The sequence below is a fragment of the Planctomycetia bacterium genome (assembly GCA_021413845.1).
Classification (GTDB): domain Bacteria; phylum Planctomycetota; class Planctomycetia; order Pirellulales; family PNKZ01; genus PNKZ01.
On the sequence record JAIOPP010000042.1, the window covers coordinates 1 to 21140 of the forward strand.

Below are 21140 nucleotides of genomic sequence, written 5' to 3' on the forward strand. Positions count from 1 at the left end.
GGCGCGATCATCGTCGCGGCCGACGGCACCGTCGAAGCCGCGGCCCAATATCTCGACGCGCCCGCGACCGACATCACCCTCTCGAAAGGGCTCGGGGCGCGCCACTGGGCCGCCGCCGCCATCAGCCGCGCCACGAAAGCGGTCGCCGTCTGCGTCAGCGAGTCGAGCGGCACCGTCCGCATCTTTCAGAACGGCGAGGTCGTGCTCCGCATCGAGCCGTTCCGCCGGCCGATGAAGTGGAAAGACTACGAACACGAACCGCCGGGCGAGTAGCTTTCTACAGCGACGTCAAAGCTCGCGACTACTTGGCCGGTCGGCGCATCACGAGCGAGACCTCGAACCGCGACAATGCGCCGCTCGCCCGGACGATCGGAGCCGTCTTGATCTTCAGCTCGCTCAAGGCCCGTTGATCTTGCTCGACTTGATAGAGATACACGCTCGGGTCGTCGAGCAACCGCCGCTCGAAGCGGTGGTTCGTCACCAGGAACTGCACTAGTCGGCGCGCGTCGCCGGTCGTGCCGTTGAACGTGATCCGCTGCAATTGCTGTTTCGCATCGAAGTAGTAGGTGAGCGCGCCGGCGATATCGGACTGCGCGGTGCCGCTGACGAGCGTCACGCGGTATCCCTGCGCGTCGAGCTCCGAGAGATGCGTCGTCACGCGCGGCCAAGTGGACATGACCCACACCGGCGTTATCTCCCAACGCAAAGCTTGCTCGAAGGGGACCAGCTTCTCATCGTGTGCCGAGACCGGCTTCGTCGCGGCAGGGTCGGCAGCCGTGTGCGCAGCCGGAGCCGCGTGGCCCGCGGCATGAATCTCGGCGGCTGCATGCGGTGCAACGGCCGGCTTTTCCGTCGTTCCCGTCACCGCCTGGAGCGGCGATGTGATGGCTTCGCGCACGCCCGAGCCGGACGAAAGCAAATACGGCAGGGCAGCCCCGCCGACGAGAAATGCGAGAAAAGATCCGCGACCGAACATGCTGATTCCTATCCTTCCGACGGAACGCTTCTTTTCTTTCTTCGACGTTCCCGGTCGCTCGCCTGCATTTCGCTCGGCGACCGGTACGCCGAGCGCAAGTTCGTCGCGGTTGGTATATTCGGTGCCGACGCTACGTCCGCCGAGGTCGCCTCGACCGAAGGCCGGACGATCGACCCGTTCCGCATAACCGCGATTTCTTAACGGTCGCTTCTTGCTTGAGGATGCCTTGAGTTCCGATCTCGAAGACTATCGCTGGCTGGTCGGCGAAGAGGCCGGCGCGTTGCTTCAAGCCTCGGCCGACGCGATCGACACGCTGCAACTGGTGACGCGGCTGCGCAAGACCCTGAGTTCGGCTCGCGCCGCGCTCGTGGCGGAGCAAGTCGGGTTGCGACGTCGCGCAGTCAAGAAGTTTCCCGCCGCCTCGCGCCTGTACTTTACGAAGACGGGCCTCGAACAAGCGACCGACGCCGTCACGTCGCGCTACAAAGCCGCGCGATTTCCCGGCCACGCACCGACGGCTGATCTCTGTTGCGGCATCGGCGGCGACTTACTGGCCCTCGGCTTGCGCGGGCCGACGATCGGCTACGACCTCGACGCCCCGACGTCGATCTTCGCCGCCGCGAACGTTCGTATGCTGCACGTTGCGAGCGGCGGAGCGTTGCAGGCCGGCGTCGTCTGCGCGAAGGCCGAGGCCGCGCACCTCGCCGACGTCGCGGCTTGGCACATCGATCCCGACCGTCGCCCCGGCGGCAAGCGAACGACGCACATCGAGCTGCATGAACCTTCGGTGGAGACGCTCGAGACGTTCCTCGCCGTCAACGCCGCCGCGGCGATCAAGCTCGCTCCGGCCGCCGAACCTTGGCCCGCGTGGACCGATCGCGCCGAATGGGAATGGCTCAGCCTCGACGGGGAGTGCCGACAATTGGTCGCTTGGTTCGGCGCGTTGACCGAACGGCATGGGAGCCGCCGAGCGACGATTCTGTCCGGCGATCGCGCACCCCGGTCGATCGTCGGGGAGCCGGATGATGCGTTGTCTTACGAGGCCCGACTCGCCGTCGTCGAACTCGGCCGCTACTTGCACGAGCCCGACGCGGCGATCTTGGCTGCGAAACTCACGACCGCGGCCGGCGCGGAACACGGCCTGTCGTCGATCTTCTCCGGTTCCGCCTACCTGACGAGCGACCATCCCATCGTCGACGACGAAGCTTGGACCTCGTTCGAGATCGTCGAAGCCCTGCCGTTCGACCTGCGCAAGCTCCGCACTTGGCTCGCGGAGCGTCGTATCGGCCGGCTCGAAATGAAGAAACGTGGGGTCGATTTCGATCTCGAGCGACTTCGTAGCGAGTTGAAACTTCGCGGAGAGGAGTCGGCTTGCTTGATCTTGATTCGCCGAGGTGATAGGGTCACGGCCGTCGTGACCCGCCGAGTTGAGAACGGCGGAAGGACAACCGATTCATAGCCCACCTGTTAGCGAGCCCTCCGCATGTTGACGTTCGACGCCCATCTCGACTTGAGCATGAATGCCTTGGAATGGAACCGCGACCTCACGAAGTCGGTTCACGAAATTCGCAAGCGTGAAGCCGGCCGGAACGATAAAGTCGACCGCGCGCAAGGGACCGTCGCCCTGCCCGACATGCGCCGCGGCCAGATCGGCCTCTGCGTCGCGACGCAGATCGGCCGCTACGTCGATCAGAAGAATCCGCTGCCGGGTTGGCATAGTCCCGAGATCGCGTGGGCGCAAACGCAAGGTCAGCTCGCTTGGTATCGGGCGATGGAAGAAGCCGGCGAGATGATCCAAATCAAAGACACGGCCGGCTTAGAGCGGCAAGTGGCGTTGTGGAGCAACGAGCCTCCGCCGGATGCCCCGATCGGTTATATCTTGAGCCTCGAAGGAGCCGATTCGATCCGCACGCCCGGTCATCTCGAGCAAGCCTACGCGCAAGGTTTGCGCGCGCTGGGGCCGGCGCACTACGGAGCGGGCCGCTACTCGCCCGGTACGCATCTGCCGGGCAAGCTCACGGCCCTTGGTCGCGAGTTGGTCGTCGAGATGGATCGCTTGGGGATGATTCTCGACGCGACCCATCTCTCGGACGAAGCGTTTTGGGAAGCGCTCGAACTCTTTCACGGCCCGGTCTGGGCGAGCCATTCCAATTGCCGCAAGCTCGTGCCCGATCAACGTCAATTCGACGACGACCAAATCATGGCGCTGATTCAGCGCGGTGCGGTGATCGGCGGCGCGCTCGATGCTTGGATGATGGTGCCGGGCTGGATTCGCGGAACCACGACCCCTAAAAGCTCGGGCGTGAAGCTCGACCATCTGCTCGACCATTGGGACCACATTTGCCAACTCGCCGGCAATGCGAAGCACATCGGCATCGGCACCGATCTCGACGGCGGCTACGGCCTAGAGCAAAGCCCCGGCGACATCGATACGATCGCCGACCTAAATCGCCTGCCCGACATGCTGACCCGCCGCGGCTACGCGCAAGACGACATCCCAGGAATCATGAGCGGCAATTGGATTCGATTTTTGAAGAACGCCTGGGAGTAAGAACACGGCGCGCCCGGAAGCCTACGGACGTGGCTTGGCCCAAATCTTCGCCTTGAGATTCGCACCGTGAAGTGCGATGTTGAGCTGCGTGAGGGAGACAGGACTCCGACCTCGTTAGGTTTCGACGCGTCGCTTGAGTGCGACGACGAATCGCGCTGGAAATCTCGAGCTCGTGCTGCGCCGCTTGTCGCCGTGCGAGCTTAGGGCAATCGACTTCATAGTCGGTCCGTCGCGACGCTAGTCGGCCCCGCGGTGTGAAAACCGCTCGGCGTCTTCTTCCGGCCTGCGGTGCGTAGGGGTTCGCCTCGGCGAACCTCGAAGCTTCGGGATCTGCGGTCGCTGCGCGTTCGGACGAAGCGCGTATCGAAAACAAACCGCGGATCGAAACTTGCACGACGGTCTTCTCAGGGTTGCAACCCGGAGAGGAGCGCTTCGCTTGCCTCGGGTGTCGTCCGGTGCGTCGTCGGCCCGACCTTGTTCTCCACGGAGAACCGTTCGGGAAGCAAAGCTCTGCGCAGAGAACGTTTGACAAGATGCCCGAGCACCTCGGGCCGCGACGCACGAATCTTTTTTCAATCGCGAATCGAGGCGAGCACGGCCGTGCCGCGCGCAAGATGAAAGTAGCAGGCACGCTCCACGTGCCGTCCGCCACGACTGATAGGGAACGATCGTTACGGTGTGTCCCCGGATATGCATCCGGGGCTATTGAACAAAGGCTGAACGGAGCGCGAGCATGCGTCGCGATGGAAAGGCGCAAGTGGTTACGGCACGTGGAACGTGCCTACTACTTTTAATAGCGAATGACTTTCCGCAACGTCCAGAGGCCGGCCAAGATCAGGATGATGTTTCCGACCCAGACCGCGTGTGGCGGGAAGGCGCCGTTTTTGGCGAAGTCGACCCCGAAGGCCAACAGCGGATAGTAGACGAACAAGATCGGCAAGAAGCACATAAAGAAGCTGGTCATGAAATCGGAATTGCGCATCCGAATCGCCAGCGGCGCGCCGACGAGCGCGAAGCAGAAGCAACTGAAGCCGTTCGACCAGCGTCGATGCGGCTCCGTCTGCAAGCGAAAGATCTTCTGCTGCGTGATCTTTTTCTCATCTTCTTCCGTGCCCCATTCGGCGGAGGCAAGCTCGGCGAAGTTGCCCGTCATCATGGCGAGGGCCGCTTTCGACGCCAGTTCGTTGTATTGCGCTTCGATCTCTCGTTCGAGCTCCGCGATCACCGTCGGAATCACGTGCATCGCCATATAGGAGGGATGCGCGATTTCGATGGCGGCATTCTTCTGATCCAGAGGAATCGAACGTTCGAGGACGTCGTTGTGAAAGAAAACCTTCCCTTTCCCTTCGACTTCGAGCTCGCCGTTGCGGCAAATAATCGTGAGCACTCCCTCCGCCGGATCGCTGCGCAATTCGGCTTCTTCGGAACTCATGGTCATCGAGCTGTTCTTCGACTGCAGCGAGATCGTCGGGCTGATGAGCTTGCGCCCTTCGACTCGCTTGACGACGATCGAGATGCCGTTCGCGGAATAAGTTCGTTGCGTGCGCAACATGCCGTAGACGATCTCTTCGACCGATTCGAGCACGACCCGGCGCACCCCTTCACGCCCCCAAGTGACGGCGAGGTCATTGAGCCAGACCGTCGCCACGCTCAATATGAACGACAGGATCAGGACCGGCCAAAGAATCGTCATCGGGCTGATCCCGAGCGACTTCAGCGCGGTGACTTCGTTCGAGCTCGACATCCGCCCGTAGACCATGCACGCGGCGAGCAAGATCGTCGCCGGCACCGTATACCGCAAGGCATCCGGCAAGACGAACGGAATCAACTGCACGACTTGCTGCGGCTCGAGCCCTTGCGCGCGGGCCTCTTTCACGAGCCCGATGAGGATGAACAGCAGCGTCAACACGCCTAATGAAAGGCTGAAGATCTTAAGCAGTTCGAACAGCACGTAACGGCTAATGATGCCCATAGAGCCGCGTAGTTTCGTTGGGGTTGCCGGCAGGGTCAAGGTCAGTTGTGCCGGCAGCGAGCGAGCGCGATCCGCCTTCCTTAGAATTACCCGTTTTGACATACTTCCGCGTTCATTTCGACGTAGCGATCCTGCCGACGTTTCACGAACCTCTTGCCGAAACAAGCCGATGCGCATCTTCTTTTCCGTCGGAGAACCGAGCGGCGACCTGCATGGCGCGAACCTGATTCGCGCTCTTCGGCAGCGCCGGCCCGATGTCGAATGCATGGGCTACGGCGGGCCGTTGATGGCCGAGGCCGGCTGCGCGCTGCATCGCGACCTCACGGCGCTCGCCGTGATGTGGCTGCTGCGCGTGCTGCTGAACTTGCACAAGTTTCTCGATCTCGTCTCGAAGGCCGATCGCTTCTTCCGTCACCAGCGACCCGACGCCGTCGTGCTCATCGACTATCCGGGCTTCAACTGGTGGATCGCTCGTCGCGCGAAGGCGCACGGCATTCCGGTGTTCTATTACACGCCGCCGCAAATCTGGGGTTGGGCAAGTTGGCGCGTCGCGAAGATGCGCCGCTTCGTCGACCATGTGCTGTGCAGCCTACCGTTCGAGGAGAAATGGTTTCGCGATCGGGGCTGCCACGCCGAGTTCATCGGCCATCCCTATTTCGATGAGGTGCGACGTCAGCGGTTCGATCAAGAATTTCTCGACGGACTCGCCGCCGCAGGGACTGGTCCGCTCGTAACGATTCTTCCCGGCTCGCGCACGCAGGAAGTCGAACAAAACCTGCCGACGTTTCTGCGCGCGGCGCAAGAGATCCGCCGACGGGTGCCGAACGTGCGCTTCGCCGTGGCGGCGTTTCGTCCGCATCAAGCCGAATGGGCGCGCGAGCTCGTTGCCAAGCTGCAGATGGATGTGAAAGTCTTCGTCGGCCGAACCCCGGAGTTGATTCGCGCCGCGACCTGTTGCTTGGCCTGCTCGGGAAGCGTCTCGCTGGAGTTGCTCTACCATCGCAAGCCGACGGTGATCGGCTACCGAGTCGCGCGGTTCGGCTATCTCGTACAGAATTTCTTCCGACAAGTTCCCTATATCACGCTCGTCAATCTCTTGGCGACGGGCCGACTCGAGCGCGATCGGGCTGCGGAAGGGCGCGGAGAATCGCCGCTCGACGATCCACGCGTGTTGTTCCCGGAGTTTCTTTCGGCCGAGGATCGCTCGCCGGAGATGGGAACCCAGGTCGTCGAATGGCTGACCAACGAAGCGGTGCGCGAGCGCACGATCGGCCGACTGGCCCGACTTTGCGACGAAGTGGGAGGCGGCGGAGCCTCGGCTCGCGGCGCCGACTACATCGTGAACGTCCTCGAACCCTCGCCGACTCCGATCGCCCGGCCGCACTATCTTCGCGCCTCGGTCGGCAAGGCTACAATAACTCGGCGGTCGAACTAGGCAACATCGAACGAAGCGGCTCAGAACGGGTATTGCGGGTGCTATACTGCGCGCGAGTGCGGCGTTCGATCGTTGCGGCGCTTCGTATGCCGGCCGCTCTCCGTTTCTTGCCTTTCGCTTAAGGTCTTTCGCGTGATACTCAGCGAGCCTCCGCGTTCCCCGTACGACGTTCACTTCCGGCTGTTCGGGGTTCCGGTACGCATTCATCCGTTCTTCTGGCTCTTTACGGTGCTGCTCTCCGGCAACGGCAAGCCGAGCTTCGTCCTGATTTGGTTGGCGGCGGTCGTCTTGTCGCTCCTGGTGCATGAATTCGGGCATGTGTTCGCCTTCCGCAGGTTCGGCGTCGATTCGTATGTCGTGCTGCATTCGTTCGGCGGATTGGCGGTCCCATACGGCGGCTATGGCGGCTCCTTCGCTCCGCGGCTGGCGCCGCGCGATGGAGCGATCGTGGCCTTTGCCGGTCCTGCGGCGGAAATGCTTTCGGCGTATCTCCTCGTCGCCGTTTGTTATGCGGCGGGCTACGACGTCGTGTTCCCACCGAGTGGGTTTTTCCGGTTCGTTCCGATCGTCGTCGTCGGCACGTCTTCGTTTCTGAGTCAGTTCGTCAATTTGTACGTGCTGATCAGCCTGTTTTGGGCGTTGATCAACCTGCTGCCGATCGTGCCGCTCGACGGTGGCCGGATCTCTCAATTCCTATTCACGCGCTTCGATCCGCAAACCGGTCCGCGTCAGGCCTTGATCTTGTCGATCATCGTCGCCGGACTGACTGCCGCGCTGATGTTCCTCGAAATCAGTTTGTTCTCCGGAATTTTTTTCATCTACCTCGCTTATACGAGTTACCAAGCGCTGCAAGACCTCGGCTACGGCGGACGACGTTGGTAACGGGCGTCGCTTGAGCAGCCGAAGCTCGCCGGACGAGGTCGCAAGCGAGAGTCGCGATGTTAAAAAGGGTAGACTATGACGGCCGGCGATGAGCCTCAGCGACGTTGGGTCTTACTCGGTGCGAGTAACCTGACGCGTGGTCTCGCCACGGCCGTCGCGATCGCGCAGCGAACGCATCGGACGCCTATCGATCTCATGGCGGCCCTCGGCAACGGGCGCTCCTATGGATGGTATGCCCGCCTGCTTGGCCGCGGCTTGCCGGGGATCCTCGATTGCGGTTTGTGGCGCGATCTTGCCGCACGTGCGAAGCTGCCGACCTCGGCGCTGCTGACCGATATCGGCAACGACGTCATGTACGGTGCCGCGGTTGCCGAGATCCTCGAGTGGGTCGAAGCTTGCCTCGCGAGGCTCGCGAAAGTCGACGCCGAAGTCGTCGTGACGGGCCTGCCGCTCGTCAACTTGCCGCGGCTCGGCCCGATTCGGTTCCAGGCCTTCCGCAGGCTGTTTTTCCCGAGAAATAGGGATAGTTTGGCACAAGTGACCGAGCGTTGCCTAGCCGTCGATGCGGGCGTTCGAGGGTTGGCCGAGCGCTTCGGCGCCACGTTCGTCGAGCCGCGCGCAGCGTGGTATGGGCTCGACCCGATTCACTATCGCCGGTCGCAATGGCGCGCGGCTTGGCAAGAAATTTTATTACGAGACGCGGCGCAGAGCGGCGACCGGAGCCGTGAGGCCGATAACGATTATGAAAGTGTCTCGTCGCTCGATCACTCGGTCGCGTCTTGGTTGCGAACGCAATTTTGGTTGCCCGAAGAACGTTGGTTGTTCGGCATCGCGCAACGCCGCCGACAACCGAGCGTGGTGCTCGACGATGCCACGCGAATCTCGCTGTATTGAGCGTGAGCGGCGCTCGATAGCGCTTGTGTAGCGCTCAATTTTTCGCCGGCGAAGCGATGCCGAGTGCATACGCCGCCGAGCGCTTCGTGCACACGGTCGAACGGCGCTTCGATGATGGATCACGAGCGCGCAAACGATGCGATCGAGCATGCTCTCGACGAGCGCGCGATGCTGCCGATAGAAAAAATCTTGGCGTGCGTCAAGGATTTTTGAAAAATAGCGTTGCAGAAACGAAAAGAATTCGTACAGTTACTCGACAAGGTTCATCACTCAGACAAGTAGACTCGCCGAGCAACGATCGATCGCAAGATCGATCAAGTGAACCAGAGACTCGGATCGACTGAAGTTCCGCTTCGCTCGCAAGAACGAAACGGAAAGACGATCGAGCCGCGAACTTGGTTTCGGATGAGTTCGGCGAGCCTTGTGATAGGATGTCCGTTTCTTGTTAAGGGTGCGAATCGCTCGACACCGGTGCGTCGACGAAGGTGGCCTCAGGATTCATCGTTTGCAAACCAAGCTCTGCTTGTTTGCAAAGGTGAGTTCTGAATATTTTCGGCGACGCGACGATCGGTAGAGGGATCTCACCGAGTTTTTTCATTTCGGAGGACCGATCCATGGCCAAGAAGAAAAAAGCTGCTGCTGCCAAGCCCGCCAAGAAGGCTGCCAAGAAGAAGAAGAAGTAGCTTCTTCTCCGTCGGGTAGTCGCGTCGTCGGGATTTTATCCTGATGTGCGGCACCGGTAGGCGGTCTGCGGCACGGCGAGGTTGTGTCTCGAACACGATTTCTCCCTCGACCCAGGCAACTGCTTCCCCGACGGACAGCAGGCAACACCGAGACAGGGCCGCTCGACCGATGTCGAGCGGCCCTATTTTTTTGCGCGACTCTCTTTTTGCGCGACCTTTAGTTTTGCGCGATCCGTTTTTTGCACGATTCGTGCCGCGCCGAGCATTTCCGCCCGCAAAACATCGGCGGTCGGTTCAAGTGCGATTTCTTGAGTCGACGTGGCTGTTCCCGTCGCACGCGACGTTTGCCGCTTGTCGTCCCATGCGCTTCTTCGCGGACAGCATCAACACCGGGAAGCGACCGCCGGTTGCAGTATTCCTATTCGTGCAACTAGGTGAGGCCGTTCATCGCTTAGGGCGATCATCTACGGCGAGCGGCAAATGTATTCACGATCATCTTGTCGCGCAAGTTCACTCCGTCTTTCCCCACAAAACGCCTCGCGCTCAAACACGATTTTCGAGCGGCGATAGTGCATCTCGTCGCGTGACTTTCGACGATGAATTGCCTGGCCGATTACCACGAAATACATCTGCTCTTAAATAGGGAAAACCGCATGAGATGGAAAACCACGCAATGGTCATAAAGTAACTATTTAGAGTAGGTTCGCCTCACCGTCTTCTACCCCACCAACCGACCTATTCAAATACCGTTCGACCCACGATTCGCGCGTGCGGAAGTGCCGTCAAACGGCCGTATTTACCACGTCGAAGTTGCCACGATGCACAGCGAAAAGCCAACCCAAAAGCCATCGCCTATCTCCGGTTTCTCGCAGAGCCGATCTTCCTGCGATGAGGCTCTTCGATCGACGGGACGGAGATTCGATCTCGCTGAAGTTCCCAGGCCCGACGTGCGATCGTCGGTGAAGAAGTTTGCGTGCGGCACCGACCTCTTAAGATCGCCCACCGTGGAAAATCTTTCGTCTCAAGACGAACTCTTTCGGCTCTTTATCGAGCATGTTCAAGACCGCGCCATCTACATGCTGGATCCAGGCGGCAACATCGTCACGTGGAACGAAGGTGCGCGGCGGATGACCGGCTTTGCGTCGGACGAGATCGTCGGACGCCCTTGTTCCTCTCTGGGTCGTGCCGAAGACCTCTCCGCAGATCTACTGCAACGGATCTTATCTCTCGCCGAGGCCCAAGGTCGACACGAACGGGAAGCGATCCAAGTCCGCCAAGACGGCTCTTGCTACTTCGCCGAAGTCACGCTCGTTCCGCTGCGCAGCGTTGCCGGAAGCTTGCTCGGCTTTGCGAACATCGTTCACGACATCACCAACCGCAAACAAACCGACGATCTGCTTCGCAACCGCTTCGTCGAATCCGCGCACATGGCTCGCTTGAGCACCGTCGGGCAGATGGTGGCGGAATTGGCCCATGAGATCAATCAACCGCTGGCAGCCGCAGCCAACTACGCTCGGGCCTGCATCAATTTCGGTCGAAGCGGGAAATGCTCGGCCTCGCCCGAGATCTTGGAATGGATGGAGCGGTGCGCTGCACAGTCGATGCGCGCGATTCAGATCGCCAATCGCCTCGCCACATTCGTCAAGAAAGACGACGGCCGGCGGACTTGGGTTCAAATCAACACCCTCGTTCAACATGTCCTCTCTCATGCCTTGCCGACTTTGCATTCCGGCCTCGATGCCTTTACGCCGATCGAAGCCGAAACCAAGTTCGACGCATCCGAACCGGAGATCCTGGCCGATCCCGTTCAGATCGAGCAGGTGCTTCTCAATCTGATTCGTAACGCCGTCGAAGCGATGCACGAGCTGCCGACTCGCAAACATAGGATCACGATCCGCACTGCCACCGATGATGCTTTCGTGTCGATCTCGGTCGGCGATACCGGTTCCGGTATCGCAGCTGAAAAGCTCGCGCGGTTGTTCGATCCTTTCTTCACCACCAAAGCCTCGGGCCTAGGGCTCGGCTTATCGATTATTCGCTCGATCGTCGAAAGCCACGGCGGACGCATGAGCGTCGAGTCGAGCGCGGCAGGAACTATCTTTGCTTTTACACTTCCGATTTCGAAAGGCGAACACATCCCATGCTGAACGAAGCCACCGTTTTTATCGTTGACGACGATCCGGCATTTCTTGATTCGCTGTCTTTGCTCATCCTTTCGATGGGGCTCCAGGTGAAGACTTTCGGATCTTACGAAACGTTCATCGAAGCCTTCGATCAGACGCAAGCCGGCTGCATCATTCTCGATGTGCGCATGCCCAACATGAGCGGCCTCGCGATGCAGGAGAAGTTGAAGCAATATCCCCTCTGTCCGCCGATCGTTATTCTCACCGGACACGCCGAAGTGCCCGTCGCGCTCCGGGCCTTTCGTCAGGGCGCACTCGATTTCCTGCAAAAAACGTTTGAAGAGTTCGAGCTGCGCGACGTGATTCAGCGCGCCATCGCTCTGGATACCGAGCGCCGCGCCGCCCATGGCCGACGAGAAGCGATGTCGTCGCGGCTGGCTCTGTTGAGCCAAGCCGAGCGGCAAGTGCTCAATTTAGTCATTGAAGGGCATCCGAATAAGAAAATCGCTTCGACCCTCGAAGTCAGTCGTCGGGCCGTCGAAGATCGCCGCGCACGCCTCATGCAGAAGCTCCGTGTCGATAATCTTCCCGAACTCGTGAAATTCGCCGTCAGCGCCGGGATCGCAGCGAGCGTCTAAGCTCGATCAGCAAACAGATTCGTAATGAAGATCGACCGCTGCGGCGCGATTTGCTCGTGCCGCAGCGCCACTGGCTCTATTGTTCCGCAACGGCGCGGCATTTATACTCTTAGCATGGGCTCGCGACCTGCGTCGGCTCATTCGTCGCCCGCCTTCCTACGCCCTGCCCGCTCGCTCACTCCGCCATCCCGCCTCGGAGTCGTCATGCCGTCGGTTCGATCTTTGCATAAGCTTTCCGTGTGCTGTGCTCGAGCGATTCGATGCGCGCCCTTCCTGCTGATCGCGGCAACCGTTTTCATCGGTGCCGATCGGCCATCTCTAGCAGCGGAACGCTCCGCCGACCACGACTTCTTCGAGAAGAAGATTCGGCCGGTGCTCGTCGAACATTGCTACAAGTGCCATTCGGCAGCCGCGGGAAAAGCCGAAGGAGGCCTCTCTCTCGACACGCGCAGCGCGATGCGCGCCGGCGGCTCGAGCGGCCCGGCGGTCGTTCCTTCGGACGAAGATAAAAGCTTGATCCTCGCCGCGATTCGCCACGACGGCCTCGCGATGCCGCCCGATAGGAAGCTGCCCGCGGAAGTGATCGCCGACTTCGAGCGTTGGATCGCCGCAGGCGCCGCCGACCCGCGCGACGGCTCGGCTCCCGTCGTCAAGCCGACCGTCGACTACGCCGAAGCGCGCAAACATTGGGCCTTCCAACCGCTTCGCGTCGTCGCTCCGCCGACCACGCTCGATGCCGCTTGGTCGCTCGACCCGATCGATCGCTTCGTGCTCGCGAAGTTGGAAGCGGCCGGCGTTCGTCCCGCGCCGCAGGCCGAGCGCCGCACGCTCTTGCGACGAGCCTCATTCCTGCTCACCGGCCTGCCGCCGACTCCCGCGGAAGTCGCCGCGCTCGAAGCTTCGCCGGCTCCGAATCAAGCGACCGCTTACGCAGAGACGGTCGATCGCCTTCTCGCTTCGCCGGAGTTCGGCGTGCGCTGGGGTCGTCATTGGCTCGACACGGCGCGCTATGCCGAGTCGAACGGCAAGAATATGAACCTCTGGTGGCCGCACGCGTGGCGCTATCGCGACTACGTGATCGACGCGTTGAACCGCGACCTGCCGTACGATCGATTTCTGCGCGAGCAAATCGCCGGCGACTTACTTCCCGCGGACAACGACACGGCCCGCACCGTGCAGATCACGGCGACCGGCTTCCTTGCGATCGGCTCGAAATCCTACGAAGAAGCTTCGGCCCGCGAACGATTGATTCTGGAAATGGCCGACGATCAGATCGACGTCGTGATGCGCGGGATGCTCGGGCTCACCGTCGCCTGCGCTCGCTGCCACGACCATAAGTTCGACCCGATTCCGCAGACCGAATACTATGCCTTGGTCGGAATCTTCCAAAGCAGCGAAACGCTGTGCGGACCAGGCCCGAAGCACAACGGATACAAAGGAAGCGACTCGGCCTACCAAGCTATCGGCAAAAATCCCGAGCTGCTACGCGTCCCTTATGAGGCGCATGACAAACTCGCGCGCGACAAAGATGCCGCGCTGGGCAAACTTCGAGCCGATCGCTACCGCAATTTCAATACGAAGACCGCGCTTGAGATCGAACGCAAAGCGGCCGAAGCGAAAGTCCCTCTCAAGCCCGCGGTTCTGGCCGCGATCGATGCGAAACTCAAAGTCGAGATCAACAAGATCGCCGAGTGGGATGCTAAGATCGCAGCGACGCAAAAAGAACTCGCGCATTTGAACGCCAGCTACCCACCGGCGCCGGGCTATGCGATGGCGATGCGCGAAGCGGCGAAGCCGGCCGACTGCGCGTTGCGCCTGCGCGGCGAATGGAAGCGACCGGATGTCGTCGTACCCAGAGGAACACCGTCTCTCTTCCAGCTCGCGGGCGCCACGAAGATCGAACCGCAAGCAAGCGGGCGTCTGCAACTCGCCGCGTGGATCGCCGACGCGCAGAACCCGCTGACGGCCCGCGTCGCAGTGAACCGGATTTGGCATCATCTGTTCGGGCAAGGGCTCGTCGAAACGCTCGACAACTTCGGCAACCTCGGCGATCGGCCGAGCCATCCGGAGCTGCTCGACTATCTCGCAGCCGAGTTTATGCGCGACGGTTGGAGCACCAAGCGATTCATCCGTCGGCTGATGCTCACGCGCACCTTTCAGCTTGCCGTCGACGAGCACTTGCCCCTAGCGGCGCTTGATCCCGACAATCGCCTCTTCGGTCGACGCGTCGTTCAACGGCTCGAAGCCGAGGCGATTCGCGATGCCATGCACGCCTCCGCCGGCACGCTGGAGCTCGCTCGTCCGGTAGGTTCGCAAATCATGAAAGCGACGGTCGATTCGGCCAACTCGATCCAGCAACCTCCTCCGGGTGAAATGGATCGGACGCCGCGCAGCATCTATCTGACGATGGTTCGCTCGGCGGTGCCCGAGATGTTTGCGTTGTTCGACTTCCCCGACCCTTCGCTTCCGGCAGCCCGACGCGAACAACGAACCTTGCCGACGCAGGCGCTCTACCTGATGAACTCGCCGCTGGTCGTCGCCCAATCGCTCAAGCTAGCCGAGCGGGTCTTAAACGATGCGACGCTCCCAGACGATGCGGCACGGATCGACCGCGCTTATCTGCTCTGCTTCGGTCGCCACGCACGCACCAACGAGCAAGAACGAGCGATTGCCTATTTGAACGCCGAGGCGACGCCCACAGTTGCTCCTAAGACTCCCCTGCCGGTCGCTGCAGCACCGAATCTTTCAGTACCGGCCGCTACAGTAGCGGTCGTTTCAGCACGTCTCGAGGCCTGGACGTCGTTTTGCCAAACGCTCTTCGCCGCCGCCGAATTCCGCTATCTTCCTTGAGACCTGCCATGAGCCTTTTCGACGTCCCGCAATCTCGCGCACCGCTGCTCTCGCGTCGTCATTGGCTGAGCACGATGTCGGCCGGCTTCGGTGCGCTGGCGTTCGCCGGCATCACCGCCGAACAAGCCGCTCGGGGCGCATCGCAAGTCGCCCCCCATTTTACGCCGCGCGCCAAGCGGGTCGTGTTCCTCTTCATGCGCGGCGCGCCGTCGCAGATGGAGACCTTCGACTACAAGCCGCGCCTCAACGCCGACAACGGTAAGCCCTCGCCGAACAAGAACATGAAGCTGTTCGGCTCGCAATGGAAGTTCGCTCGGCGCGGGCAAAGTGGCTTGTGGATCTCCGACCTCATGCCGCACACGGCTCGCGTCGCCGACGATCTCTGCATCCTCAACGGGATGAAGACCGACCACTTGAACCATCCGGAAGCATCCGACCAAATGCACACCGGTAGTTTTCAATTCGAGCGTCCTTCGCTCGGATCTTGGGTCCTCTACGGGCTCGGCACCGAAAACCAAAACCTGCCGGGCTTCGTTTCGATCAAGCCGCCGGTCGTCTTAGGCGGGGCTCGTTACTACGGCTCCGCATTCCTGCCTCCCGCTTACCAAGGCCTACCGATCGGCACGATGGACGTCGCGATGGCGAAGGCCAAGCTCTCGAACACATCGCATCCTTCGCTCACGCGCGAAGCTCAACGTCGGCAGCTCGATCTCTTAGCGGCGGCGAACCGCGACTTCGCGGCCGAACAAGGAGATGCTTCCGGCGCGATCGACGGCGTCATTCGCTCCTACGAGTCGGCGTTTCGGATGCAGCAAGAGCTGCCGCAACTGCTCGATCTCAAGCACGAAACGCAAGCCACGCTCGATCTCTACGGCGCAGCGACCGGCGATTCCCTCGACTTCGGCAGGCAATGTCTGACCGCTCGTCGCTTGCTCGAAGCCGGCGTCCGCTTCGTCGAGCTCACGCACGACAACTGGGACCATCACGCCGGCGTGGCGAAGAGCATGCCTTCCAAGTGCAAGCAGATCGATCAACCGATCGCGGGCCTGCTCACCGACTTGAAGCAACGGGGCCTGCTGGAAGATACGCTTGTAGTCTGGGGAGGAGAATTCGGCCGCTCGCCCGACGATCGGACGAGCGACGGTCGCGGACACAACAAAGACGGCTTCACGATGTGGCTCGCCGGCGGCGGCGTACGCGGCGGCATGGCTTACGGCAGCACCGATGAATACGGCTTCCGCGCAGTCGACGGCATCGTCCACACGCACGATCTTCATGCGACGATTCTCCATCAACTCGGCCTCGATCACGAAAAGCTGACTTATCGCTACGGCGGTCGCGACTTCCGCCTGACCGATGTCCACGGTCGAGTCGTGCGCGAAGTGATCTCGTAGTCGGCAGCATCATAGTAGACGGCGCGCTGGCTTGCTCGACGAGGCGCATCTGCTACGTTACGCCGTATGAGCACGACCCGTTACGAGTTCGCCGTCACGATTCATGCCCGGCCCGTGGTCGCGCTCGCCGGCGATTCCTTTTCGCTACGAGGCTTAGAGCTGCCGACTTTGCAGCTCGCGCCTGCCGACTTCGCAGGTTTCGCGCGGACTTTCGAGGAAGTCGCCGCAGCGCTCGAACGCTTAGAGCGCATGTTCTTCGAACCCGACGGTTCTTTCGTGTGGGTCTCTTCCGATCCGCAAGACGCTTGGCAACTCGACGGCGTCCTCTACGACCGCGACGGCCGAATGCTGCACGTCGACCTCAAGGGGACTTGCCCTCCCACCGCGCTCGATCGACTCCTCCAAACGTTTGGCGCGCCGCCGACGCAGGTCGTTTTTCAGCTAACGCGCGAAGCCCTGTTCCTCGATGAAGATCCGTTTCGTCGCTACGCCGCGGCCGGTTCGTAGCGTAAGCGAACGATTACAACCGCCGGCGAAATAATCGCCGCGAGCGGCGAAAGGTTGGTCGCACCTCGCGCTCGGAACCGCGCTGAAAACCGGCTATTTTATCGGCAACGCTCGAATGCCGACTGCCGGCCACGCACGGCACGGTCGTTGCTCTGGTTCGCAGCAACCGACATCAACTCCTTCGAGCCTCCGACGATGAGCACGACTTTGGAACCCGAAGAACGCGACCACGCTCCTGCTAGTCCCGTCCCGACGCCGAACACCGCCGGTGATCGGATCAGCTATCGAACCGAAGAGCTCTTTCAAGGTCGGCGCGAAGTTTGGTTCGAACACGGAAACGAACAATATCGCCTGCGGATCACCGCCGCCGGAAAGCTCATTCTCACGAAGTGATCCGAGCCTATTCGCTTACGGTGTCGTCGTCTCCGGCACGTCGTTCGGCGAGCTTCTTGCGCAGCGTCGCCCGATGCAACCCTAAGAGATCGGCTGCGGCGGCTCGATTGCCGAGCGTTCGCCGTAAGACGACATCGAACAACGGCGGCTCCGTCTAGTCGAGCATCCGATCGTACAACCCGCGCACATCAGGAGAGTGGTTGGCGGCCGCTTCGGCCCAAGTAGGCACCCGGCGGAGGCAAATGCGCCGGCTCGATCACGCCGCTCCGCGCGCAGATCGCCGCTTGCTCGACCGCGTTTCGCAATTCGCGCACGTTGCCGGGCCAACTCCGACGTCGCAACTCGCGCAACGTTGCATCGGAAAATCCACGCGCCGATGTGGAAGCTTCGCTCATATCGAGAAACCTTTCGGCCAACAACACGACATCTTCTCGTCGTTCGCGAAGTGGCGGCAAGCGGATCTCGAAGCCCGCTAGGCGATAGAGCAAGTCGTTGCGCAAGTTCCCCTCGCGAACGCAATCCGCCGGATCGCGATTCACGGCCGCTACGACTCGAAACCGACAGGGTCGCGCACGGGTCTCGCCGACGCGCGTCATCTCACGCTGTTGCAAGACACGGAGCAGCTTCACTTGCGCCGGATGAGGAATATCGGCCGCTTCGTCTAAGAACACGGTTCCCCCTTCGGCCGCTTCCAACAAGCCGGCCCGATCCGCATCGGCTCCGGTAAACGCGCCGCGCGCATGCCCGAACAACTCGCTTTCGACCAGCGACGGGTTCAACGCCCCGAGATGGATCGGCACGAACGGCCCCGCCGAATAGCGAGAATGTCGATGTAAGGCTCGCGCCGCGAGTTCTTTTCCGGTGCCGCTCTCGCCGACGAGCAACACCGCGGCATCCGTCGGCGCGGCGAGCGCAATGCGCTTGAACACTTCCTGCATCGCCGGCCCGCGCCCGACCAATTCCTCCGGATCGAGCACGGGCTTATCGCGCGTGGGAATCGGAGGAAACTTACGGGTCACGACTTCGGCGGCGCGCCGCACGACCGCGACGACATGCTCGAGATCGAACGGCTTCGTTAGATAATCGAAGGCCCCTCGCTCGACGGCGCGCACGGCCGTATCGAGGTCGCCGTAGGCCGTGACGATGATCACGGGGAAGTCGTGATTCGTCGCGCGCAAGCGCTCGAGGGCCGTTAAGCCGTCGATGCCGGGAAGGCGAACGTCGAACAGCGCCAAGTCGGGCCGACGGCGCTCGACGGCAGCCAACGCTTCCTCGGCTCCCGCGGCTACGGTCACCTCATGCCCTTCCTCGGTGAGCAGGCGGCGCAGCCCCCAGCAGATGCTCTCTTCATCATCGACGATCAGTACATGGCTCATGTTACGGCGCTTTCATTACGGCTGACTGCGGAGGCGGGCAACGCGTGCAACGGCACGCCGAGACTCGATGATTCGGACTTGGCAAGATTCGGCAGTACGACTTCGAAACAAGTGTAGGGTCTACGCGCGAACGCGACTTCGCCCCCATGCAGGCGCGCGATCTCGCGAGTCGCCGCGAGTCCGAGCCCGATGCCGTCGGGCTTGCCGGTAACGAACGGCTCGAAGAGCTTCGCGGCGACTTCCGGCGGCGGTCCCGGACCACCGTCGGCCACGATGATTCGCAAATCCCGTTCCCCCGCAGCGACTTCCACCGAAGCCCAACCCCGATCTCCGGCGGCATCGACCGCATTCAACAAAAGATTCACGAGCAACTGACGAAGCTGTTCTCGGTCGGCGGCTTCGTGCACCATCGGCACGGCTGGCAAGATCGTGCGCAGCTCGATATCGCGATGTTTGAACGTCGGCGCGACGAGCGATACGGCATCGGCGACCACTTCGCGCAGATCGAGCCTCTGCAAACGGAGCGGTTGCGGCTTGCCGAGCGTGAGCAGACGTTGCACGTATTGCTCGGCGAAATCGAGCTGCCGGAGCGCCACAGCCAAACTCTCCGAATCATCGGCATCGCAGCGGCGACGATGCAACTGCACGGCGAGCTTCGCCCCCGCGGCGGCGTTGCGAAGATGATGGCACAAGCCGCCGCTTAGCCGACCGAGCAGCGCCGAGCGGGCCGAGCGTTGCACGGCCAAATCGCGTTCCGCCAATTGCACGGCCAGCGTATCGGCCGCGGCCACCAAATCGCGCACTTCGTCGTCTCGCGTAGGAAGCGACAAACGGGCGTAGTCGCCGGCGGCGAGTTTGCGAAACTGCTCGCGAACGGCGGCGATCGGCTTGCCGATGCGCGCGGCCAGGAGATAGGAAAGCGCGAACGCCGCAACCAACGCCAACGCACCGACCATCAACGGCGGACCGATCGCTTCGCGCAACATTTGCCGCCGTTGCTCTTGCGGATAAAGAATATGCAACGTGCGGCCGGCATCTTCGGCGCGGCGCGCAACACGCTCGATGCGCCAATGCAGATACTCGATTCCGTCGAGCGTTAAGTTCGTCGGAGCATTCGAGACCGACGACGAACCCTCGACGTTCGCGACCGAGGAGACCGCATCGGACCACGCGCGCGGGACCGTCTCGAAGCTGCTGGCGCGGATGTCGCCGTGCTCGTTCGCGTAGACGAACTCGGCACCCGAGAGGCCGTGAGTTTGACGCAAGACGGCATCGGTCAGCGGAAAGCCGGCCGTGAGCAATACATCGGCCGCGCTGCGGACATGCGCCTCGATGCGGGCCTCGGCAACCGTAGCGGCGCGCCACGCCCCCGCCGCGCTCACCGCCACGACGGCCACGGCCGTGAGTCCGGCAAACGGATAGAGAATCTGGCTGCGTAACGAACGGCGCATCGATCCCCTTTTCTTCCGCATGTCGGAAGCGAAGCGCCGGCCGGCACGCTACCTTTCCGTTTTAAGCCGACTCGTTCCGAATTCGGCGTCGCCAATAATTCCAAACGTCCGCGATCGTTCGCTCGATCGGTATTTCCGGATGCCAGCCGGTCGCAGCTTGCAGCCGACTCAGATCGGCCACCGGATCGCTCCGTCGCTCCGTGCTACGAGCGCGGACGGGTCGCGAATCGCCGGCCGCTTGCCGCAGTAAGCCCAATAGTTCGCCGGTCGTTCGAGGAACGCCCGAGCCTACATTGTAGACCGTGCCCGAGGCACCGTGAAGCGCGAGCAAGCGAAGAGCGCGCACGGAATCGCGAACATCGGTGAGATCGATCGTGACGTTGAGGCCGCCGACGGTCATTTCCGGGTCGCGACGGGCTAACGCCGTGGCCCATTCGGCGAGCATTAAGCGTTGATCTTGCCGTTCGCCGGCTTGAGAAAACGAGCGAACCGTCACGATATCCAAACCCGCCTGGCGAACGGCGTCGTCGCAAAGCCGTTCGGCGGCGAGCTTCGTTCGCCCATAGGCCGTGCGAGGTTCGCACGGCGCGTTCTCGTCGACGATCGGTTCATCCGGCTGGACGGTACGATAAACATGGCTGGAACTGGTAAAGATCACGCGCGGCCGACGACGGAGCGCTGCGCTCAGCCCTAGGATGCGGCGAACCCCTTCGACATTGATGTTCCAAGCCTTCGGAGTCGGCTCGCCTGCCGCTTCGCATTCGGCGGGAATGCTGATTCCCGCCAGATGGTAAATGACATCGGGTGCGAAGGTGTCGATCGCATCGATGAAGGCCGGCTCCATATCGGCGGCCAAGTCATAGGCGACGAGGGGGACGGGAAGGCGAAAGTCTTCCGGCCAGTCGCCGTTTTGCGATGTGCCGAGCACTTCGTCGCCCGACGCCAGCAGATGCTGCGTCAAGTGACCGCCGACGAAGCCCGTGATGCCCGTGATGAGCGCTTTCATAAGCGACGT

The 21140-nt window shown here is 61.7% G+C and carries 17 protein-coding genes and 1 pseudogene; 12 read left to right on the forward strand and 6 right to left on the reverse strand.

The window, feature by feature from the left end:
• A partial coding sequence (locus tag K8U03_08195) for a DNA integrity scanning protein DisA nucleotide-binding domain protein (protein MCE9604867.1) occupies positions 1 to 273 on the forward strand: 273 nt, incomplete at its 5' end.
• Between the two features lie 28 nt (positions 274 to 301).
• On the opposite strand, the gene K8U03_08200 is transcribed toward K8U03_08195, so the two are convergent.
• The gene (locus K8U03_08200; protein ID MCE9604868.1) at positions 302 to 976 is read right to left on the reverse strand and encodes a hypothetical protein; all 675 of its coding nucleotides are present in this window, start codon (positions 974 to 976) and stop codon (positions 302 to 304) included.
• A gap of 226 nt (positions 977 to 1202) precedes the next feature.
• On the opposite strand from K8U03_08200, the gene K8U03_08205 reads away from it, so the two are divergent.
• Together K8U03_08205 and K8U03_08210 are read left to right on the forward strand one after the other, a co-directional pair.
• Positions 1203 to 2435 carry a hypothetical protein gene (locus tag K8U03_08205; GenBank protein MCE9604869.1) on the forward strand — a complete coding sequence of 411 codons (1233 nt, stop codon included), beginning with the start codon at positions 1203 to 1205 and terminating at the stop codon, positions 2433 to 2435.
• Between the two features lie 24 nt (positions 2436 to 2459).
• Positions 2460 to 3527, forward strand: a complete 1068-nt coding sequence (locus K8U03_08210; GenBank protein MCE9604870.1) for a membrane dipeptidase — start codon at positions 2460 to 2462, stop codon at positions 3525 to 3527.
• Positions 3528 to 4317: 790 nt separating this feature from the next.
• Here K8U03_08210 and K8U03_08215 read toward each other — a convergent pair.
• Positions 4318 to 5499 carry an LptF/LptG family permease gene (locus K8U03_08215; protein MCE9604871.1) on the reverse strand — a complete coding sequence of 394 codons (1182 nt, stop codon included), beginning with the start codon at positions 5497 to 5499 and terminating at the stop codon, positions 4318 to 4320.
• A gap of 169 nt (positions 5500 to 5668) precedes the next feature.
• Here K8U03_08215 and lpxB point away from each other — a divergent pair, with 169 nt between their 5' ends.
• From lpxB to K8U03_08230, 3 genes are all read left to right on the forward strand, one after another.
• On the forward strand, positions 5669 to 6934 hold the full coding sequence (gene lpxB, locus K8U03_08220) for a lipid-A-disaccharide synthase (protein ID MCE9604872.1): 1266 nt from the start codon (positions 5669 to 5671) through the stop codon (positions 6932 to 6934).
• A 132-nt stretch (positions 6935 to 7066) separates the two neighbouring features.
• Positions 7067 to 7816: a M50 family metallopeptidase gene (locus tag K8U03_08225; GenBank protein MCE9604873.1), complete on the forward strand. Its 750-nt coding sequence runs from the start codon at positions 7067 to 7069 to the stop codon at positions 7814 to 7816.
• Positions 7817 to 7891: 75 nt separating this feature from the next.
• A complete protein-coding gene (locus tag K8U03_08230) occupies positions 7892 to 8710 on the forward strand; it encodes a hypothetical protein (GenBank protein MCE9604874.1) in 819 nt (272 codons plus the stop codon).
• A gap of 445 nt (positions 8711 to 9155) precedes the next feature.
• Here the strand turns inward: K8U03_08230 and K8U03_08235 are convergent, their stop codons facing one another.
• On the reverse strand, positions 9156 to 9377 hold the full coding sequence (locus tag K8U03_08235; GenBank protein ID MCE9604875.1) for a hypothetical protein: 222 nt from the start codon (positions 9375 to 9377) through the stop codon (positions 9156 to 9158).
• A 1020-nt stretch (positions 9378 to 10397) separates the two neighbouring features.
• On the opposite strand from K8U03_08235, the gene K8U03_08240 reads away from it, so the two are divergent.
• The 6 genes from K8U03_08240 (at position 10398) to K8U03_08265 (ending at position 17298) form a co-directional block, all read left to right on the forward strand.
• Positions 10398 to 11540, forward strand: a complete 1143-nt coding sequence (locus K8U03_08240; protein ID MCE9604876.1) for a PAS domain S-box protein — start codon at positions 10398 to 10400, stop codon at positions 11538 to 11540.
• Positions 11534 to 12154 (forward strand): response regulator, encoded by a 621-nt coding sequence (locus tag K8U03_08245; GenBank protein MCE9604877.1) that lies wholly within the window; start codon positions 11534 to 11536, stop codon positions 12152 to 12154. Before K8U03_08240 ends, K8U03_08245 begins: the two co-directional genes overlap by 7 nt.
• Before the next feature lie 237 nt (positions 12155 to 12391).
• Positions 12392 to 15004 (forward strand): PSD1 and planctomycete cytochrome C domain-containing protein, encoded by a 2613-nt coding sequence (locus K8U03_08250; GenBank protein MCE9604878.1) that lies wholly within the window; start codon positions 12392 to 12394, stop codon positions 15002 to 15004.
• Positions 15005 to 15012: 8 nt separating this feature from the next.
• Positions 15013 to 16398 carry a DUF1501 domain-containing protein gene (locus tag K8U03_08255; GenBank protein MCE9604879.1) on the forward strand — a complete coding sequence of 462 codons (1386 nt, stop codon included), beginning with the start codon at positions 15013 to 15015 and terminating at the stop codon, positions 16396 to 16398.
• Between the two features lie 66 nt (positions 16399 to 16464).
• A complete protein-coding gene (locus K8U03_08260; GenBank protein ID MCE9604880.1) occupies positions 16465 to 16905 on the forward strand; it encodes a hypothetical protein in 441 nt (146 codons plus the stop codon).
• A 195-nt stretch (positions 16906 to 17100) separates the two neighbouring features.
• Positions 17101 to 17298, forward strand: a complete 198-nt coding sequence (locus K8U03_08265; protein ID MCE9604881.1) for a hemin uptake protein HemP — start codon at positions 17101 to 17103, stop codon at positions 17296 to 17298.
• A 7-nt stretch (positions 17299 to 17305) separates the two neighbouring features.
• Here the strand turns inward: K8U03_08265 and K8U03_08270 are convergent.
• From K8U03_08270 to K8U03_08280, 3 genes and pseudogenes are all read right to left on the reverse strand, one after another.
• Positions 17306 to 18674, reverse strand: a pseudogene (locus tag K8U03_08270) (sigma-54 dependent transcriptional regulator).
• Positions 18671 to 20125: a HAMP domain-containing histidine kinase gene (locus K8U03_08275; protein MCE9604882.1), complete on the reverse strand. Its 1455-nt coding sequence runs from the start codon at positions 20123 to 20125 to the stop codon at positions 18671 to 18673. Before K8U03_08275 ends, K8U03_08270 begins: the two are co-directional and overlap by 4 nt.
• A 61-nt stretch (positions 20126 to 20186) precedes the next feature.
• On the reverse strand, positions 20187 to 21131 hold the full coding sequence (locus K8U03_08280; GenBank protein MCE9604883.1) for an NAD(P)-dependent oxidoreductase: 945 nt from the start codon (positions 21129 to 21131) through the stop codon (positions 20187 to 20189).
• Positions 21132 to 21140 lie beyond the last annotated feature (9 nt).